This window comes from Achromobacter maghribensis (assembly GCF_057334215.1).
In genome coordinates, this window is record NZ_JBHFII010000017.1 from 217,103 (window position 1) to 231,633 (window position 14,531).

Annotated in this window: 24 protein-coding genes; 2 read left to right on the top strand and 22 right to left on the bottom strand. The window is 61.4% G+C overall.

Translation table 11 applies throughout. From position 1 onward, the window contains the following. Both dsbD and cutA read right to left on the bottom strand, forming a co-directional pair. Positions 1–1,465, bottom strand: a 1,465-nt coding sequence (gene dsbD, locus ACE039_RS07820) for a protein-disulfide reductase DsbD (RefSeq protein ID WP_485822048.1), incomplete at its 3' end; no start/stop codon positions are given. Continuing rightward, positions 1,465–1,812, bottom strand: a complete 348-nt coding sequence (gene cutA / locus ACE039_RS07825; RefSeq protein ID WP_105555714.1) for a divalent-cation tolerance protein CutA — start codon at positions 1,810–1,812, stop codon at positions 1,465–1,467. The genes cutA and dsbD, both read right to left, overlap by 1 nt. 121 nt (positions 1,813–1,933) lie before the next feature. Between cutA and ACE039_RS07830 the strand changes: the two genes are divergently transcribed. After that, positions 1,934–2,371 (top strand): HIT family protein, encoded by a 438-nt coding sequence (locus ACE039_RS07830; protein ID WP_105555713.1) that lies wholly within the window; start codon positions 1,934–1,936, stop codon positions 2,369–2,371. A gap of 81 nt (positions 2,372–2,452) precedes the next feature. Here ACE039_RS07830 and rplQ read toward each other — a convergent pair whose 3' ends face one another. The 19 genes from rplQ to ACE039_RS07925 form a co-directional block, all read right to left on the bottom strand. Next, a complete protein-coding gene (gene rplQ / locus ACE039_RS07835) occupies positions 2,453–2,845 on the bottom strand; it encodes a 50S ribosomal protein L17 (protein WP_006216513.1) in 393 nt (130 codons plus the stop codon). Positions 2,846–3,028: 183 nt separating this feature from the next. Beyond that, on the bottom strand, positions 3,029–4,015 hold the full coding sequence (locus ACE039_RS07840; protein ID WP_105555712.1) for a DNA-directed RNA polymerase subunit alpha: 987 nt from the start codon (positions 4,013–4,015) through the stop codon (positions 3,029–3,031). A 220-nt stretch (positions 4,016–4,235) separates the two neighbouring features. Next, the gene (gene rpsD, locus ACE039_RS07845) at positions 4,236–4,859 is read right to left on the bottom strand and encodes a 30S ribosomal protein S4 (protein ID WP_105555711.1); all 624 of its coding nucleotides are present in this window, start codon (positions 4,857–4,859) and stop codon (positions 4,236–4,238) included. Between the two features lie 11 nt (positions 4,860–4,870). Beyond that, the gene (gene rpsK / locus ACE039_RS07850) at positions 4,871–5,272 is read right to left on the bottom strand and encodes a 30S ribosomal protein S11 (protein WP_006216516.1); all 402 of its coding nucleotides are present in this window, start codon (positions 5,270–5,272) and stop codon (positions 4,871–4,873) included. 15 nt (positions 5,273–5,287) lie between these two features. Then, positions 5,288–5,653 carry a 30S ribosomal protein S13 gene (gene rpsM, locus ACE039_RS07855; RefSeq protein ID WP_006216517.1) on the bottom strand — a complete coding sequence of 122 codons (366 nt, stop codon included), beginning with the start codon at positions 5,651–5,653 and terminating at the stop codon, positions 5,288–5,290. A gap of 43 nt (positions 5,654–5,696) precedes the next feature. Next, positions 5,697–5,810, bottom strand: coding sequence for a 50S ribosomal protein L36 (gene rpmJ, locus ACE039_RS07860; RefSeq protein ID WP_003806928.1), 114 nt, complete (start codon positions 5,808–5,810; stop codon positions 5,697–5,699). A gap of 34 nt (positions 5,811–5,844) precedes the next feature. Then, on the bottom strand, positions 5,845–6,063 hold the full coding sequence (gene infA, locus ACE039_RS07865) for a translation initiation factor IF-1 (protein WP_003806927.1): 219 nt from the start codon (positions 6,061–6,063) through the stop codon (positions 5,845–5,847). Positions 6,064–6,071: 8 nt separating this feature from the next. Continuing rightward, positions 6,072–7,397 (bottom strand): preprotein translocase subunit SecY, encoded by a 1,326-nt coding sequence (gene secY, locus ACE039_RS07870; protein WP_105555710.1) that lies wholly within the window; start codon positions 7,395–7,397, stop codon positions 6,072–6,074. Between the two features lie 14 nt (positions 7,398–7,411). After that, entirely contained in the window at positions 7,412–7,852 is a 441-nt protein-coding gene (gene rplO, locus ACE039_RS07875; RefSeq protein WP_105555709.1) for a 50S ribosomal protein L15, read from the bottom strand. Between the two features lie 9 nt (positions 7,853–7,861). Further along, on the bottom strand, positions 7,862–8,047 hold the full coding sequence (gene rpmD / locus ACE039_RS07880; protein WP_006216520.1) for a 50S ribosomal protein L30: 186 nt from the start codon (positions 8,045–8,047) through the stop codon (positions 7,862–7,864). 3 nt (positions 8,048–8,050) lie between these two features. Further along, positions 8,051–8,572, bottom strand: a complete 522-nt coding sequence (rpsE, locus tag ACE039_RS07885) for a 30S ribosomal protein S5 (protein ID WP_006216521.1) — start codon at positions 8,570–8,572, stop codon at positions 8,051–8,053. A 15-nt stretch (positions 8,573–8,587) separates the two neighbouring features. Next, positions 8,588–8,953 (bottom strand): 50S ribosomal protein L18, encoded by a 366-nt coding sequence (gene rplR, locus ACE039_RS07890; protein ID WP_006227039.1) that lies wholly within the window; start codon positions 8,951–8,953, stop codon positions 8,588–8,590. A gap of 21 nt (positions 8,954–8,974) precedes the next feature. After that, positions 8,975–9,508 (bottom strand): 50S ribosomal protein L6, encoded by a 534-nt coding sequence (gene rplF / locus ACE039_RS07895; RefSeq protein WP_105555708.1) that lies wholly within the window; start codon positions 9,506–9,508, stop codon positions 8,975–8,977. 12 nt (positions 9,509–9,520) lie between these two features. Further along, positions 9,521–9,916 carry a 30S ribosomal protein S8 gene (rpsH, locus tag ACE039_RS07900; protein WP_006216525.1) on the bottom strand — a complete coding sequence of 132 codons (396 nt, stop codon included), beginning with the start codon at positions 9,914–9,916 and terminating at the stop codon, positions 9,521–9,523. Positions 9,917–9,926: 10 nt separating this feature from the next. Further along, complete coding sequence (gene rpsN, locus ACE039_RS07905) at positions 9,927–10,232, bottom strand: 30S ribosomal protein S14 (protein ID WP_105555707.1); 306 nt, start codon at positions 10,230–10,232, stop codon at positions 9,927–9,929. A gap of 12 nt (positions 10,233–10,244) precedes the next feature. Next, positions 10,245–10,784 (bottom strand): 50S ribosomal protein L5, encoded by a 540-nt coding sequence (rplE, locus tag ACE039_RS07910; RefSeq protein ID WP_006216529.1) that lies wholly within the window; start codon positions 10,782–10,784, stop codon positions 10,245–10,247. Positions 10,785–10,796: 12 nt separating this feature from the next. Continuing rightward, on the bottom strand, positions 10,797–11,117 hold the full coding sequence (gene rplX / locus ACE039_RS07915) for a 50S ribosomal protein L24 (protein WP_105555706.1): 321 nt from the start codon (positions 11,115–11,117) through the stop codon (positions 10,797–10,799). 11 nt (positions 11,118–11,128) lie between these two features. Further along, the gene (gene rplN, locus ACE039_RS07920) at positions 11,129–11,497 is read right to left on the bottom strand and encodes a 50S ribosomal protein L14 (RefSeq protein ID WP_046807446.1); all 369 of its coding nucleotides are present in this window, start codon (positions 11,495–11,497) and stop codon (positions 11,129–11,131) included. 356 nt (positions 11,498–11,853) lie between these two features. Then, the gene (locus ACE039_RS07925) at positions 11,854–12,606 is read right to left on the bottom strand and encodes an aspartyl/asparaginyl beta-hydroxylase domain-containing protein (protein WP_448710677.1); all 753 of its coding nucleotides are present in this window, start codon (positions 12,604–12,606) and stop codon (positions 11,854–11,856) included. Positions 12,607–12,804: 198 nt separating this feature from the next. On the opposite strand from ACE039_RS07925, the gene ACE039_RS07930 reads away from it, so the two are divergent. Further along, complete coding sequence (locus ACE039_RS07930) at positions 12,805–14,232, top strand: NAD-dependent succinate-semialdehyde dehydrogenase (protein ID WP_006227034.1); 1,428 nt, start codon at positions 12,805–12,807, stop codon at positions 14,230–14,232. An 89-nt stretch (positions 14,233–14,321) separates the two neighbouring features. Here the strand turns inward: ACE039_RS07930 and ACE039_RS07935 are convergent. Then, a partial coding sequence (locus ACE039_RS07935) for a helix-turn-helix transcriptional regulator (RefSeq protein WP_485822049.1) occupies positions 14,322–14,531 on the bottom strand: 210 nt, incomplete at its 5' end.

Consider the following 14,531-nt stretch of genomic DNA (forward strand, 5'->3'; position numbering starts at 1 on the left):
GCCATGCGGCGGCGGCCAGCGCCAGCAACAGGCCCAGGCCCTTGCCGAACATGCGCGCCGCGCCCGCGCCCGCCGGCAGGGCGTCGAACGCCCGCAGCATCACGGCGGAGACCACCGCCAGGAAGGCCCAGCCCGTCATCTGCACCCAGGTGGGCACCACGGGAATCAACATCCACCACGCGGTGGCCAGCAACAACATGCCGAACAGGCGCTTCACGCCGTCCATCCAGGGGCCCGCCTTGGGCAACAGCGCGCCGGACGAAGCGCCCACGATCAGCAGCGGCACGCCCATGCCCCAGGCCATGGCGAACAGCGCCGAGCCGCCCAGAACCACATCGCCCGTTTGCGAGATATACAACAGTGCGCCCGCCAGCGGCGCGGCCACGCAGGGCCCGACGATCAGCGCGGACAGCGCGCCCATCACCAGCGCGCCCGTGTAGCGCCCGCCCGGAATACGGGACGACCGCTCGGCCAGTTTCGCCTGGATGCCCGACGGCATCTGGAAGGTGAAGGCGTCGAACATGGCCAGCGCCAGCACGGCCAGCAGAATGGCGAACAGGGTCAGGATCCAGGGGGTCTGCAGCCAGGCAGCCAGCCCCGCGCCGCTCAGGCCCGCGGCCACGCCCAGCGCGGTGTAGACCACCGACATGCCCAGCACGTAGGTTGCCGCCAGCGCCAGGCCGCGGCCGCGCGTCGGCCGCGACTGCGCCGCGCCACCCAGGACGATCGAAGACAAGATGGGAATCATCGGCAGGACGCAAGGCGTGAACGCCAGCAACAGGCCCAGCACCAGGAACACGCCTGCGGTCTTGGCCCAGCCCAGCCCGCCCAGCGCATCCGCCAGCCCGGTGTCGCCCGCGTCGAACAACGCGCTCAAGCCGCCCGACGAGGCCGCCGAAGCCGTGCCCGAAGACGGCTGCGCCAAGGCCCCGCCCGCCAGTGCGTAGCCGCCCGCCACCGGCGTCAACTTCACGCTGCTGTCCATGGGCGGATAGCACAGGCCGGCGTCCGCGCAGCCCTGGCCGGTCAACGTCAACGTAAAGGGCTGCCCGCCGGCGCCGACCGGCACGCGGATCACGACGTCCTTGTGAAAGACCTCCATGTCTTTCTCGAAGGTGGGGTCGTACTTGACCTCGCCCTTGGGATAGACCGCTTCGCCAAGCGTCGTCGCGCCGATGGGGCTGATCGTGATGCCGAAGCGCTCGCGGTACATGTAGTAGCCGGGCGCGACCTTGTAGCGCAGTTCCAGCGTGTCGGGCGCCGTCATCTGCGCGCTGAACACAAAGGCCTTTTCGGGTTCCAGGAAGTCGGCTTCGGCACGCGCCGCCGCCTGCCACCCCATCAGCAACAGCGCCATCGCCAGGAACATCAGGCATTGCCTGAACAGGGCATGGGCCGCGCGGGTAGCGCGGGTGGCGTGAATCGGGCGCCGCGGCGCGCCGACGATACCGGCAAGTGACAACATCAGTCTCTCTTGTTCTGCGTAACGGCCGTCTGTTCGCGCACCCAATCCAGATAAGGCGCCGCGCCGCCAATGACGGGCAGCACGATGATCTCGGGCACATCGTAGGGATGCATTTGCGCCAGGGCCTGAACCACTGCCTGGTGGCGCGCGTAGGTGGTCTTGATGTGGATGGGGACTTCTTCCGCCCCTTCGACTTCTCCGTTCCACAGGTAGATGGACAGGCCCGGCGCGCCAAGGTTCACGCAAGCCGCCAATCCGTCTTCCACCAGCACGTGGGCGATGCGCTTCGCAAGCAGCAGATCGGGCGCATTGCTGATGACCAGCACGACGTCGTCATCGCGCAACATGGAGCCTCCTTGGGATACCCGTGTGGGATGTAACTCAGGGTATTTTATCGGTATTGCGGCAGCTGCCCGGCCCCGCAGGCCCGCCGTCGCCGCCAAGCCATCCGTTTCCATCGAGGCCCGCATGTCCGACAACTGCCTGTTCTGCCGCATCGCCCGGCACGAGATCCCCGCCCACGTCATCCACGAAGATGAGCGCCTGCTGGCCTTCCTGGACATCCAGCCGGTGCGTCCGGGCCACGTCCTCATCATCCCGAAGCAACACTATCCCTACTTCGAGGACATGCCCGCCGACCTCGCCGGCCATATCCTGAACCTTGGGCAGAAGCTCGGACGCCACATGAAGCGTCTGTATGCGGTCGAACGCGTGGCCTTCGCCTTTACCGGCATCCACGTCGCGCACACCCACGCCCACGTCATTCCGATGCATCACACGCAGGACGTGACGTCGACGCAGTACATCGAGCAGCAAGACCTTACGTTCAAAATGCCGCCCCAAGCGCCTCAGGAGGCGCTGGCGGCTACCGCCGCGCAGTTGCGGGGGGAATTGCACGCCTCGTGACGCCAATCGCGTGGCGGGCGCGCAAATAAAACAAGGGCGGGTCCGAAGACCCGCCCTTGTCGCTTATCGAGCTACCGAGGATTACTCGGCGCTGTCCGCAGCGGCTTCATCAACTTCCGGACGGTCAACCAGTTCCATGAAAGCCATGGGAGCGTTGTCGCCTTGACGGAAGCCCATCTTCAGCACGCGGGTGTAGCCGCCGTTACGGGCCGCGTAGCGCGGGCCGATTTCGGCAAACAGCTTCACCACCGCATCGCGATCGCGCAGACGGGCAAATGCCAGACGCTTGTTCGCCAGCGTGGGCTCTTTGCCCAGCGTGATCAGGGGTTCGATGACGCGGCGCAATTCTTTCGCCTTCGGCAGCGTGGTCTTGATGGCTTCGTGGGTGATCAACGAAACGGCCATGTTGCGGAACATGGCAAGACGGTGACTGCTGGTGCGGTTGAGCTTACGCAAGCCATTACCGTGACGCATGATAAGTTTCCTTTGAATCTAAAGATGGCATTCGCCATCGGGTTGCCGGCTCTTCTATCAACCTGCAATCAGGCCGCGGTCCGGTAGAAAACGGTGCATTTTACGACGATTTCGCAAACCGCCCGACGGGGTTGCCGGGCGTTGCAGGTGGCGCCCCGTTGCCGGGGTGCCACCCGTTAAAACTTAGGGACGCTCCAGGCCCAGGGGCGGCCAGTTCTCGAGCTTCATGCCCAAGGTCAAGCCACGTGCAGCCAGAACTTCCTTGATTTCGTTGAGCGACTTGCGACCCAGGTTCGGGGTCTTGAGCAGCTCGTTTTCGGTACGCTGGATCAGGTCGCCGATGTAGTAGATGTTTTCGGCCTTCAGGCAGTTGGCCGAACGCACGGTCAGTTCCAGGTCGTCGACCGGGCGCAACAGCACCGGATCGATCTGCGGCGTGCCGCGGACCGGGGCTTCGTACGAATCGCCAGCGCCTTCCAGAGCGGCGAAGACCGAGATCTGGTCCATCAGGATGCGAGCCGACTGGCGCACCGCTTCCTCGGGCGAGATCACGCCGTTGGTTTCGATGTCCAGAACCAGCTTGTCCAGGTCGGTGCGCTGTTCCACGCGGGCGCTTTCAACCGCGTAGCTCACGCGGCGGACCGGGCTGAACGAAGCGTCCAGCACGATGCGGCCGATGGTGTGGGTGCGGTCTTCCGACAGCGCGCGCACGTTGCCCGGCACGTAGCCGCGGCCCTTCTCAACCTTGATCTGCATTTCCAGCTTGCCTGCGTCCGTCAGGTTGCAGATGGCATGGCCGGGGTTGATGATCTCGACGTCATGCGGCAGCTCGATGTCGCTGGCCAGCACGGTGCCCGCGCCGGACTTGCGCAGAACCAGCGTCACTTCGTCGCGATTGTGCAGCTTGAAGACCACGCCCTTCAGGTTCAGCAGGATGTCGACGACATCTTCGCGAACGCCCGGGATGGTCGAGTATTCGTGCACCACGCCCGTCATCTGGACTTCGGTCGGCGCGTAGCCGGTCATCGAAGACAGCAGGATGCGGCGCAGGGCGTTGCCCAGCGTGTGACCGTAGCCACGCTCGAACGGCTCCATCACGATCTTGGCATGGTGCGTGCCGACCGGTTCGACTTCAATGGAGCGCGGCTTCAGGAAACCTTGAGTGGACATTTACTGTGTTCCTTTTCAATACCCTCGGCTCGTTACACCGATAAGGCTGATGGACAGGGTGAAACATGAAACTCGGACGACGCCGAAACGCCGGCCGATACTTACCGCAAAGCCCGCCCCACCAAAAGGCGGAAAGCGGGCTGCTGCGGGACGTGCAAACGGGTCGCGAGACCAGCTTCGTGCCGGCACACCTGCGAAGGAGGCGCCGGCAGAGACCTGATTAACGCGAGTACAGTTCGACGACCATCGATTCGTTGATGTCGCGAGCGACGTCAGCGCGATCGGGGACCGACTTGAACGTACCGGTCAGCTTGGTCGAATCGACTTCCACCCATTGGGGGATGCCGATGCTGGTGGCCAGGTCGAGCGATTCCTTGATACGGCCTTGCGTCTTGGCCTTTTCACGGATCGAAACGACGTCGCCAGCCTTGACCAGCATCGAAGCGATGTCAGCCGTGTGGCCGTTCAGTTCGATGGCGCGGTGGCTCACCAGCTGGCGAGCTTCGGCGCGCGTCGAGCCGAAGCCCATGCGGTAGACGACGTTGTCCAGGCGCGATTCCAGCAGCTGGATCAGGGTTTCGCCCGTGTTGCCACGGCGACGCTCTGCTTCAGCGAAGTACTTGCGGAATTGCTTTTCCAGCACGCCGTACATGCGCTTCAGCTTTTGCTTTTCGCGCAGCTGCAGGCCGTAGTCGGAAGTGCGGGCACCCGAAGTGCGGCCGTGTTGGCCAGGCTTGGAATCCAGCTTGCACTTGGAATCCAGCGAGCGACGGGCGCTCTTCAGGAACAGGTCAGTACCCTCGCGACGCGAGAGTTTGCATTTGGGTCCAATATAACGTGCCATGTGGATTCCCTTTAGATACGACGACGCTTCGGCGGACGGCAGCCGTTGTGCGGAACGGGCGTGATGTCGGCGATGGACGAAATCTTGATGCCCAGCGCGTTCAGCGCACGGACAGACGATTCGCGACCGGGGCCGGGGCCCTTGATACGCACTTCCAGAGTCTTGATGCCGTACTCCAGCGCGACGCGGCCAGCCGTTTCAGCAGCGACCTGCGCGGCGAACGGGGTCGACTTACGCGAACCCTTGAAACCAGCACCGCCCGACGTGGCCCACGACAAAGCGTTGCCCTGACGATCGGTGATGGTGATGATGGTGTTGTTGAACGAAGCGTGAACGTGCGCGATGCCGTCCGAGACGTTCTTCTTAACCTTTTTGCGCACGCGCGATGCGCCGCTGGTGGAAGCTTTCGCCATAATCCAGTTCCTCGATTATTTCTTCAGGGACGCAGCTGCACGACGCGGGCCCTTGCGGGTCCGTGCGTTGGTGCGAGTGCGCTGGCCGCGCACGGGCAAACCGCGCTTGTGACGCATACCGCGGTAGGTTCCCAGGTCGATCAAACGCTTGATCGAGAGCTGTACTTCACGACGCAGGTCGCCTTCAACCGTGAACAAACCAACATGTTCGCGGACGCGTTCCAATTCAGCGTCGTTCAGATCCTTGACCTTTTTGTCAAAGGGTACGTTTGCCGCTTCGCAGATTTTGCGAGCGCGCGTACGACCAATGCCAAAAATGGCGGTCAGTCCGATCTCGGCGTGCTGTTGCGGCGGGATGTTAATGCCAGCAATACGGGCCATGACTATTCCTTGAATAAATCTGTTGCGTAGTCGCTAACCCGAGTTAGCCTTGACGCTGCTTGTGACGCGGGTCGGTGCAGATAACACGCACCACGCCGTGACGTTTGATAACTTTGCAGTTGCGGCAGATCCGCTTAACCGATGCCATTACTTTCATGGTTGACTCCTAATTTTCCGTAATCCGGTTCCGCTCATTTGGAGCGGAAAACTATCCTGGCTCGCGTCAGATCATAGGGCGTGAGCTCCACTGTGACCTTGTCACCCGGCAGGATCCGGATGTAATGCATACGCATCTTGCCGGAAATATGGCCCAACACCACGTGGCCGTTTTCGAGCTTGACGCGAAATGTCGCGTTCGGGAGGTTCTCAAGAACCTCGCCTTGCATCTGAATGACGTCGTCCTTGGACATTCTTTTGCTTACCGCATCGGCAAACCCGCGCCCTTGAAGTTGGCCTTCTTGAGCAACGAGTCGTATTGGTGCGACATCATGTAGGCTTGAACCTGTGCCATGAAATCCATCGTCACCACCACAATAATCAACAGAGACGTACCACCGAAGTAGAAAGGAACGTTCCAGCGCATCACCAAGAATTCAGGCAACAGGCACACCAAAGTGATGTACAAGGCACCTGCGAGCGTCAGACGCATCAGGATCTTGTCGATGTAGCGCGCTGTTTGTTCGCCCGGACGGATGCCCGGAACAAACGCACCACTCTTCTTCAAGTTGTCCGCCGTTTCGCGGCTGTTGAACACCAGAGCCGTGTAGAAAAAGCAGAAGAAAATAATCGCGACGGAATACAGCGTGATGTAGAGCGGTTGACGAGGCGACAGGGCCGCAGCCAGGTCGCTAAGCCAGCGCATGTTCTCACTGCTGGAGAACCAGCTCGTGATCGTGGCCGGGAACAGAATGATCGACGACGCGAAGATCGGCGGAATCACCCCTGCCATGTTCAGCTTCAGCGGCAAATGCGAGCTTTGACCACCGTAGACCTTATTGCCGACCTGACGCTTGGCGTAGTTCACCGTGATCTTGCGCTGTCCGCGTTCCACGAACACCACAAAAGCGGTAACCAACACCACCAAAGCCACAATGAACAGTGCCGAAAGCACGGACATCGCGTTGGTGCGTACCAGGTCCAACAGTGCAGCCAGCGCCGCGGGAAGACCCGCAACGATACCTGCGAAGATCAGGATGGAAATCCCGTTGCCCAGACCGCGTTCCGTAATCTGCTCACCCAGCCACATGACGAACATGGTGCCAGTGACCAGAGTCACAACGGTCGTGAAGCGAAACAGCATACCCGGATCGATCACCAGTCCCTGTTGGGACTCCAACGCTACCGAAATGCCCACTGCTTGCACCAGCGCCAGCACGACAGTGCCGTAGCGGGTGTACTGGGTAATCTTCCGACGACCGGATTCGCCCTCTTTCTTGAGCGCTTCCAGCGACGGCACCACCACCGACATCAACTGCATGATGATGGATGCCGAAATGTACGGCATGATCCCCAGGGCAAAAATCGAGAAACGCGAGAGCGCCCCACCCGAGAACATGTTGAACAGGCCCAGGATCCCGCCCTGGTTCTGACGGAACAAGTCCGCCAGCGCATCCGGATTAATACCCGGTACGGGGATGTGTGTACCCAAACGGTAAACCACCAGGGCGAGCACCAGGAACACAAGACGGCGCTTCAAATCACCGTACCGTGCTCCGGTTTTGCCCAATGCCTGCGCGTTAGCCACTCGTCACCTCGTGATCAAGCAAGCGAGCCGCCCGCGGCTTCGATGGCGGTGCGAGCACCGGCCGTCGCGGTAATGCCCTTGAGCACGACCTTGCGCGAGAGTTCACCCGACTTGATGACCTTGGCGTAACGAACCGCCTGGCCAATCACGCCAGCCGCCTTCAGCACTTGCACGTCGACTTCGTCGATGGGCAGGGCTTGCAGGTCCGACAGACGAACTTCGGCATACAGGTGTTGACCGAGCGGGGTGAAACCACGCTTGGGCAGACGACGCTGCAGCGGCATTTGACCGCCTTCGAAGCCAACCTTATGGAAACCGCCCGAGCGCGACTTCTGACCCTTGTGACCACGGCCGGCGGTTTTACCCAGACCCGAACCGATGCCACGGCCGACGCGGCGCTTGGCGTGCTTGCTGCCCTCAGCGGGCTTCAGCGAATTAAGTTGCATATCCGACATGGTGATTCCTTAGGCTTCCGAGACGGAAACGAGATAATCCACCTTACGGATCATCCCACGCACCTCGGGCGTATCGACCAGCACGCGGCTGCTGTTGATGCGACCCAAGCCCAAACCGCGAACCGTATCACGGTGCGATTGCTTGGTACCGATCACCGAGCGCACGAGGGTCACTTTGATCTGCTTCTGAGCCATGATTTACCCCAGGATTTCTTCGACCGACTTGCCGCGCTTGGCAGCAACATCGGCCGGGGTCAGGGAAGCGCGCAGACCGTTCAACGTGGCGCGAACCATGTTGTAGGGGTTGCTCGAGCCCAAGCTCTTGGCAACCACGTTACGCACACCCATCACTTCAAAAATAGCGCGCATCGGGCCGCCGGCGATAACGCCAGTACCTTCAGCAGCCGGCGAGATCAGCACGGTAGCGGCGCCATGCTTGCCAACCACGGTGTGGTGCAGCGTGCCGTTCTTCAGAGCAACCTTGAACATGCCGCGGCGGGCCTGTTCCATTGCCTTCTGAACGGACACCGGCACTTCACGCGCCTTGCCCTTACCCATGCCGACGCGACCATCGCCATCGCCAACCACGGTCAGCGCGGCAAAGCTCATGGTGCGACCACCCTTGACCACTTTGCTCACGCGGTTGACCGCGATCATCTTTTCGCGGAGGCCGTCATCGTTCTCTTTTTCCGCGGCGTTCTTGCCTTGTACTTTAGCCATTTGACAGATCCTCGCTTAGAACTTCAGGCCGGCTTCACGCGCGGCATCGGCCAGCGCTTTCACGCGGCCATGGTAACGAAAGCCCGAGCGATCGAAAGCGACCAGTTCAATACCGGCAGCCTTGGCCTTTTCGGCCACGCGCTTGCCGACCAGCGTAGCAGCGGCAGTGTTGCCGCCCTGGCCGGTTTGGCCGGCCAGTTGCGCACGCACTTCGGCTTCCACCGTCGAGGCGCTGACCAGAACGCGATCGCCTTCCGGCGAAATGATGTTGGCGTAGATGTGCTGGTTCGAGCGGAAGACCGAGAGGCGGTGAACGCGCAACTCGTTGATCTTCCGGCGGGTCGGAACCGCACGACGCAAACGGGAAACTTTTTTGTCCATGATTCGTCCTTGCGTGCGCCGTTATTTCTTCTTGGTTTCTTTGATGACGACGCGTTCGTCCGAGTAACGCACACCCTTGCCCTTGTAGGGTTCGGGTTCGCGGTACGAGCGGATTTCAGCGGCCATCTGACCGACGACTTGCTTGTTGGCGCCCTTGATGACGATTTCCGTCTGGGTGGGGCATTCGGCCTTGATACCGGCCGGCAACTGATGCAAAACGTCGTGCGAGAAACCGAGCTGCAGCTTAACGGCATCGCCTTGGATCGAGGCGCGGTAACCCACGCCAACCAGGGTCAGCTTGCGCTCGAAGCCCTTGCTCACGCCGGTAACCATATTGGCCACCAGAGCGCGCACGGTACCCGACATGGCATTGGCGTGACGAGTTTCGTTGGCGGCGGCAAACGTGAGCTTGCCTTCGTCCATCGCAACCGTGACGTCGCCAGTCAGGGCTTGAGTCAGGGTGCCCAGCGGGCCCTTGACAATGATCTGATCCTGCTTGATGTCAGCTTCGACACCCTTGGGCAGTTCGACCGGATACTTAGCGATACGTGACATTCGAATTTCTCCTTAGGCCACGTAGCACAGCACTTCGCCGCCGACGCCGTTGGCGCGAGCCTTACGGTCGGTCATGACGCCGCGCGAGGTCGAAACGATAGCCACGCCCAGGCCGTTCATGACCTGAGGAATGCTGGTACGGCCCTTGTAGATACGCAGACCGGGGCGCGAAACGCGTTCAATGCGCTCGATAACCGGACGGCCAGCGTAGTACTTCAGGGTGATCTCGAGCTCAGGCTTGGCCTGGGTGCCCTTGATTTCAAAGCTGTCGATGTAGCCTTCGTCTTTCAGCACAGCGGCAATAGCCGCCTTCAGCTTCGAGGAGGGCATGCTCACCGTAACTTTGTCCACTTGCTGCGCATTGCGAATGCGGGTCAGCATATCGGCGATGGGATCGCTCATGCTCATAATGTATCTCCTACCAGCTGGCCTTGGTGATGCCGGGGATTTCGCCCTTCATCGCCATTTCACGCAGTTTGTGACGCGTCAGGCCGAACTTGCGGAACACACCGCGCGGACGACCGGTGACCACGCAACGGTTACGTTGGCGCGTCGGATTGGCATTGCGCGGCAGCTGTTGCAGCTTGAGCCGAGCTTGGTAACGTTCTTCGTCGGTCTTCGACTGGTCGTCGATGATCGCCTTCAACTCAGCACGTTTGCCAGCGAACTTGTCAGCCAGCTTGGCGCGCTTGATGTCGCGATTGATGAGGGAAAGTTTTGCCACGTCATCAGCCCCTTAGTTACGGAACGGGAAGCTGAAGGCCGTCAACAGCGCCTTGGCTTCTTCGTCGGTCTTCGCGGAGGTGGTGATGCTGATGTTCAGCCCACGCAGCGCGTCGATCTTGTCGTACTCGATTTCGGGGAAAATGATTTGCTCTTTCACCCCGATGTTGTAGTTGCCACGGCCGTCAAATGCACGACCCGAGATACCACGGAAGTCGCGCACGCGAGGCAGCGCGACCGCAACGAGGCGATCCAGGAATTCATACATGCGTTGACCACGCAGCGTGACCATGCAACCAATCGGGTAGTTTTCGCGGATCTTGAAACCGGCGATAGCCTTCTTGGTCTTCGTCACGACAGGCTTTTGGCCAGCGATCTTGGTCAGGTCCGACACCGCGTGTTCGATAACCTTCTTATCGGACACGGCTTCCGAGACACCCATGTTCAGGGTGATCTTGGTGATGCGCGGCACTTCCATGACGCTCTTGTAGCCAAACTTGGCCTGCAGGTCGCCAGCGACCTTGCTCTTGTAAAAATCTTGCAAACGAGACATGTCTATCGCCCCTTACGCCTTGGCGCCGACAACGGCACCATTGGAACGGAACACGCGGACCTTGCGACCTTCGACTTCTTGAACGCCCACGCGGTCGCCACGACCGGTTGCGGGGTTGAAGAGCGCCACATTCGAGATGTGGATCGGCATGGTCTTTTCGACAATCCCGCCCGGGTTGTTAGCCATCGGGTTGGCTTTCACGTGCTTCTTGGCAATGTTGACGCCTTCGACCAGAACGTGGTCGGCATCAACACGAGCCAGCACGGTACCGCGACGCTTCTTGTCGCGGCCGGTCAGGACGATGACTTCGTCGCCTTTACGAATGTTGTTCATCGTAGGGCTCCTTACAGCACTTCCGGGGCCAACGACACGATCTTCATGAACTTCTCGGTACGCAGTTCACGCGTAACGGGTCCGAAGATGCGGGTGCCGATGGGCTCCAGCTTGGCGTTGAGCAATACGGCGGCATTGCCACCGAACTTAATCAGCGAACCGTCTTTACGGCGCACGCCCTTGGCGGTACGAACCACCACGGCATTGTAAATTTCGCCTTTCTTGACGCGTCCGCGCGGAGCCGCATCTTTGACGCTCACCTTGATGATGTCGCCGATACCGGCATAACGGCGCTTGGAGCCACCGAGCACCTTAATGCACATGACATGACGCGCACCAGTGTTATCGGCCACGTCCAGCGTGGTCTGCATTTGGATCATGATTTTTCCTGTTCCAACTTAACTGGAAATACGGTTTTCCCAATAAGGGAACACTGCAATTCCTGCCAGTTTTGGTCCCGTCAGGTCTGCCGCCCTGCTTTATGTGTTGTAGCGCTAGTGCTTTCGCCCTATCTCTACAACTGGTTGGCAACGCAACGACCCTGGGTTGAAATCCTGCGGGTATTCCCCCAACACGCCGACTAGTCTTCGAAACAACTTCGGTTAACTGGATCGACAATCTGGGAAAGCTGATCATTCTAGCGTGGTTAAATTTTGAGCGCAAGCACTTTGTTGGAATGACGCACAAAACACCACGCCCCCTCTATGAGGGGAGCGAGTTGCGAGCTATCCGCCCCTTATTTGTGGCGGTAAAAGCTCTTCTCCCAGGCATCATGGTTGGCCTTGCCGCGCCGGATTTCGTCCGTGAACGGGGCCGCCCTGAGCACCAGGCGATTCAACCATTTTACCGGAACCCGGCACGGCCGTTCAAAGTCCACGAACAACACGGCCCGCAAACCGTCCGTGTCGTTGTGCACCTGATGAGGATACAGGTCGTCGAACACCACGGCGCGGCCTTCCCGCCAGCTATAGCGTTCGCCCCCGACCTCGATCCAGCAGCGGTCCGCCGGCTCGGGCACGACCAGCCCCAGGTGCAGACGCAGGACGCCGTTGTACGGGCCAGTGTGCAGCGGAATCCGCTTGCCGGGCTCGAGGATGGAAAAGAAGGCGCTGCGGATGCCCGGAATCCCTTCAAGCGCGCGGGCCGTTGCGGGGCAGCTGGCCAGGTTGCGTTCGGAACGCAGGCCATAGCCCATGAACAGGAACGTCTTCCATTGATCGTCAGACGTGATCATGCCCACATCGGGCGAGATCTCGTGGAAAGCGGGCAGTTGCTGCCGCTGCGCCAGCAGTGCGGTGAGTTCGGCGCGGATGGCGGGCGTCTGCGCCTCCAGCGCCGCGATCCAGGGGAACTGCCCGTTCTGGAAGATGGGGCGGTCCCCCACCAGCGACGCCCGGGCGATCCGATGACGCAGCCAATCGATGAAGCGGAACAACACGCGAGAGTACAGACTGGGCTTGGCGGCGGGACGCGCGTCGACGGATTGCACGATGGATTCGGTGATAGTCGGCCAGAGAGCCCCCATTGTGGCCATGCGCGCGAAGGCTTGCAAGGCGGCGCGCCGCCGCCTCTGATTGGCCCCAGCTTCGCGCACGGGAGTGGCCCTCCCTGACGCGAACAAGCTGGTTTAGACTGGCGCGGGCGACAGCGGTCGCAATCCATCCCTATTTCGCAAGGAACGACAGGCATGTATGAACAGTTGGCGCTGTATATCGACGGCGAATTCATCTCCGGCGAGGGTAGGCGCACCCAGGACGTCATCAACCCGGCCACGCTGGAAGTGCTGGGCCAGTTGCCGCACGCCACCGAAGCGGATCTGGACCGTGCGCTAGCCGCCGCCCAGCGCGCGTTCGAATCCTGGAAGAAGTCCTCGCCCATGGACCGTTCCGCCATCCTGCGCAAGGTCGCCACGCTGTCGCGCGAGCGCGCCAAGGAAATCGGCCGCAACATGACGCTGGACCAGGGCAAGCCGCTGGCCGAGGCCGTAGGCGAAGTCACGTCCTGCGCCGAGCATGCCGATTGGCACGCCGAGGAATGCCGACGCATCTACGGCCGCGTCGTGCCGCCCCGCAACCCGGACGTGCGCCAGTTCGTCGTGCGCGAACCCATCGGCGTCTGCGCTGCGTTCACGCCCTGGAACTTCCCGTACAACCAGGCCATCCGCAAGATCGCCGCGGCGCTCGGCGCCGGTTGCACGGTGGTGCTGAAAGGGCCGGAAGATTCGCCCAGCGCCGTCATGGCCATTGCCCGCATGTTCCACGACGCCGGCCTGCCCAAGGGCTGCCTGAACATCGTCTGGGGCGAGCCCGCAAAGATCTCCGACTACCTGATCCGCTCGCCGATCGTGCGCAAGGTCTCGTTCACCGGCTCCGTGCCGGTGGGCAAGCAACTGGCCGCCCTGGCCGGCGCGCACATGAAGCGCGTCACGATGGAATTGGGCGGCCATTCGCCCGTGCTCGTGTTCGATGATGCCGATGTCGAGCGCGCCGCCGAAATGCTGGCCAAGTTCAAGGTCCGCAACGCCGGCCAGGTCTGCGTGTCGCCCACCCGCTTCTACGTGCAGGAAGGCGCCTACGAGCAATTCCTGGCCCGCTTCTCGGACGTGCTGAAGAACATCAAGGTCGGCGACGGCCTGGAAGCCGGCACCGACATGGGCCCGCTGGCTCATGAACGCCGCGTACCTGCCATGAGCGCTTTCATCGACGACGCCAAGAAGCACGGCGGCAAGGTCGTGGTCGGCGGCGGCCCGCTGGACCGCAAGGGCTTCTTCTTCGCCCCCACGGTCGTGACGGATCTGCCCGACGACTCCATGCTCATGACCGAAGAACCTTTTGGTCCCGTCGCGCCGGTCGTCCGCTTCAAGGACACCGACGAAGTGCTGCGCCGCGCCAACAGCCTGCCCTTCGGCCTGTCGTCGTACGTGTTCACGAACTCGTTGAAGACGGCCACGAAGGTCTCGAATGGCCTGGAGGCCGGCATGGTCAACATCAACCACTTCGGCAGCGCGCTGGCCGAGACGCCGTTCGGCGGCATCAAGGACAGCGGCATCGGCAGTGAAGGCGGCCTGGAAACGTTCGACGGCTACCTGGTCACGAAGTTCATCACGCACATCTGACCGCTCGCCTGCAAAATCAAAAAGCCCCACGGTTTGGTCCGTGGGGCTTTTTTGTCACCGGGCGGCTGCAAAGGAAAAGCCAACGTGCCCTACGAACTTGCCCGCAGGTCCCGCGGCGTCATGCCGAAGCGCCGCTTGAACAGCCGGCTGAAATGCGACGGGTGCGAAAACCCGACCTGGTAGGCCAGCTCGGCGATACTGCGATGGCGGTGCTGTGGACTCAGCAGCAATTCGCGGCATTTGTCCAGACGCTGATCGAAGATGAAGGACTCGGCCGACCGGCCGCCCGCGCGCAGGAT

Bases quoted from the DNA above. Each gene is read 5' to 3' on its own strand.
- rplF (WP_105555708.1), bottom strand. From the start codon at position 9,508: ATGTCACGTATCGCTAAGTATCCGGTCGAACTGCCCAAGGGTGTCGAA.
- rpsH (WP_006216525.1), bottom strand. From the start codon at position 9,916: ATGAGCATGAGCGATCCCATCGCCGATATGCTGACCCGCATTCGCAAT.
- rplE (WP_006216529.1), bottom strand. From the start codon at position 10,784: ATGTCTCGTTTGCAAGATTTTTACAAGAGCAAGGTCGCTGGCGACCTG.
- rpsD (WP_105555711.1), bottom strand. From the start codon at position 4,859: ATGGCACGTTATATTGGACCCAAATGCAAACTCTCGCGTCGCGAGGGT.
- ACE039_RS07840 (WP_105555712.1), bottom strand. From the start codon at position 4,015: ATGTCCACTCAAGGTTTCCTGAAGCCGCGCTCCATTGAAGTCGAACCG.
- rplR (WP_006227039.1), bottom strand. From the start codon at position 8,953: ATGGACAAAAAAGTTTCCCGTTTGCGTCGTGCGGTTCCGACCCGCCGG.
- ACE039_RS07930 (WP_006227034.1), top strand. From the start codon at position 12,805: ATGTATGAACAGTTGGCGCTGTATATCGACGGCGAATTCATCTCCGGC.
- cutA (WP_105555714.1), bottom strand. From the start codon at position 1,812: ATGTTGCGCGATGACGACGTCGTGCTGGTCATCAGCAATGCGCCCGAT.
- rplX (WP_105555706.1), bottom strand. From the start codon at position 11,117: ATGAACAACATTCGTAAAGGCGACGAAGTCATCGTCCTGACCGGCCGC.
- infA (WP_003806927.1), bottom strand. From the start codon at position 6,063: ATGTCCAAGGACGACGTCATTCAGATGCAAGGCGAGGTTCTTGAGAAC.
- rpmD (WP_006216520.1), bottom strand. From the start codon at position 8,047: ATGGCTCAGAAGCAGATCAAAGTGACCCTCGTGCGCTCGGTGATCGGT.
- rplN (WP_046807446.1), bottom strand. From the start codon at position 11,497: ATGATCCAAATGCAGACCACGCTGGACGTGGCCGATAACACTGGTGCG.
- rpsE (WP_006216521.1), bottom strand. From the start codon at position 8,572: ATGGCTAAAGTACAAGGCAAGAACGCCGCGGAAAAAGAGAACGATGAC.
- rpmJ (WP_003806928.1), bottom strand. From the start codon at position 5,810: ATGAAAGTAATGGCATCGGTTAAGCGGATCTGCCGCAACTGCAAAGTT.
- rpsK (WP_006216516.1), bottom strand. From the start codon at position 5,272: ATGGCGAAAGCTTCCACCAGCGGCGCATCGCGCGTGCGCAAAAAGGTT.
- rplQ (WP_006216513.1), bottom strand. From the start codon at position 2,845: ATGCGTCACGGTAATGGCTTGCGTAAGCTCAACCGCACCAGCAGTCAC.
- ACE039_RS07830 (WP_105555713.1), top strand. From the start codon at position 1,934: ATGTCCGACAACTGCCTGTTCTGCCGCATCGCCCGGCACGAGATCCCC.
- rpsM (WP_006216517.1), bottom strand. From the start codon at position 5,653: ATGGCCCGTATTGCTGGCATTAACATCCCGCCGCAACAGCACGCCGAG.
- rplO (WP_105555709.1), bottom strand. From the start codon at position 7,852: ATGTCGGATATGCAACTTAATTCGCTGAAGCCCGCTGAGGGCAGCAAG.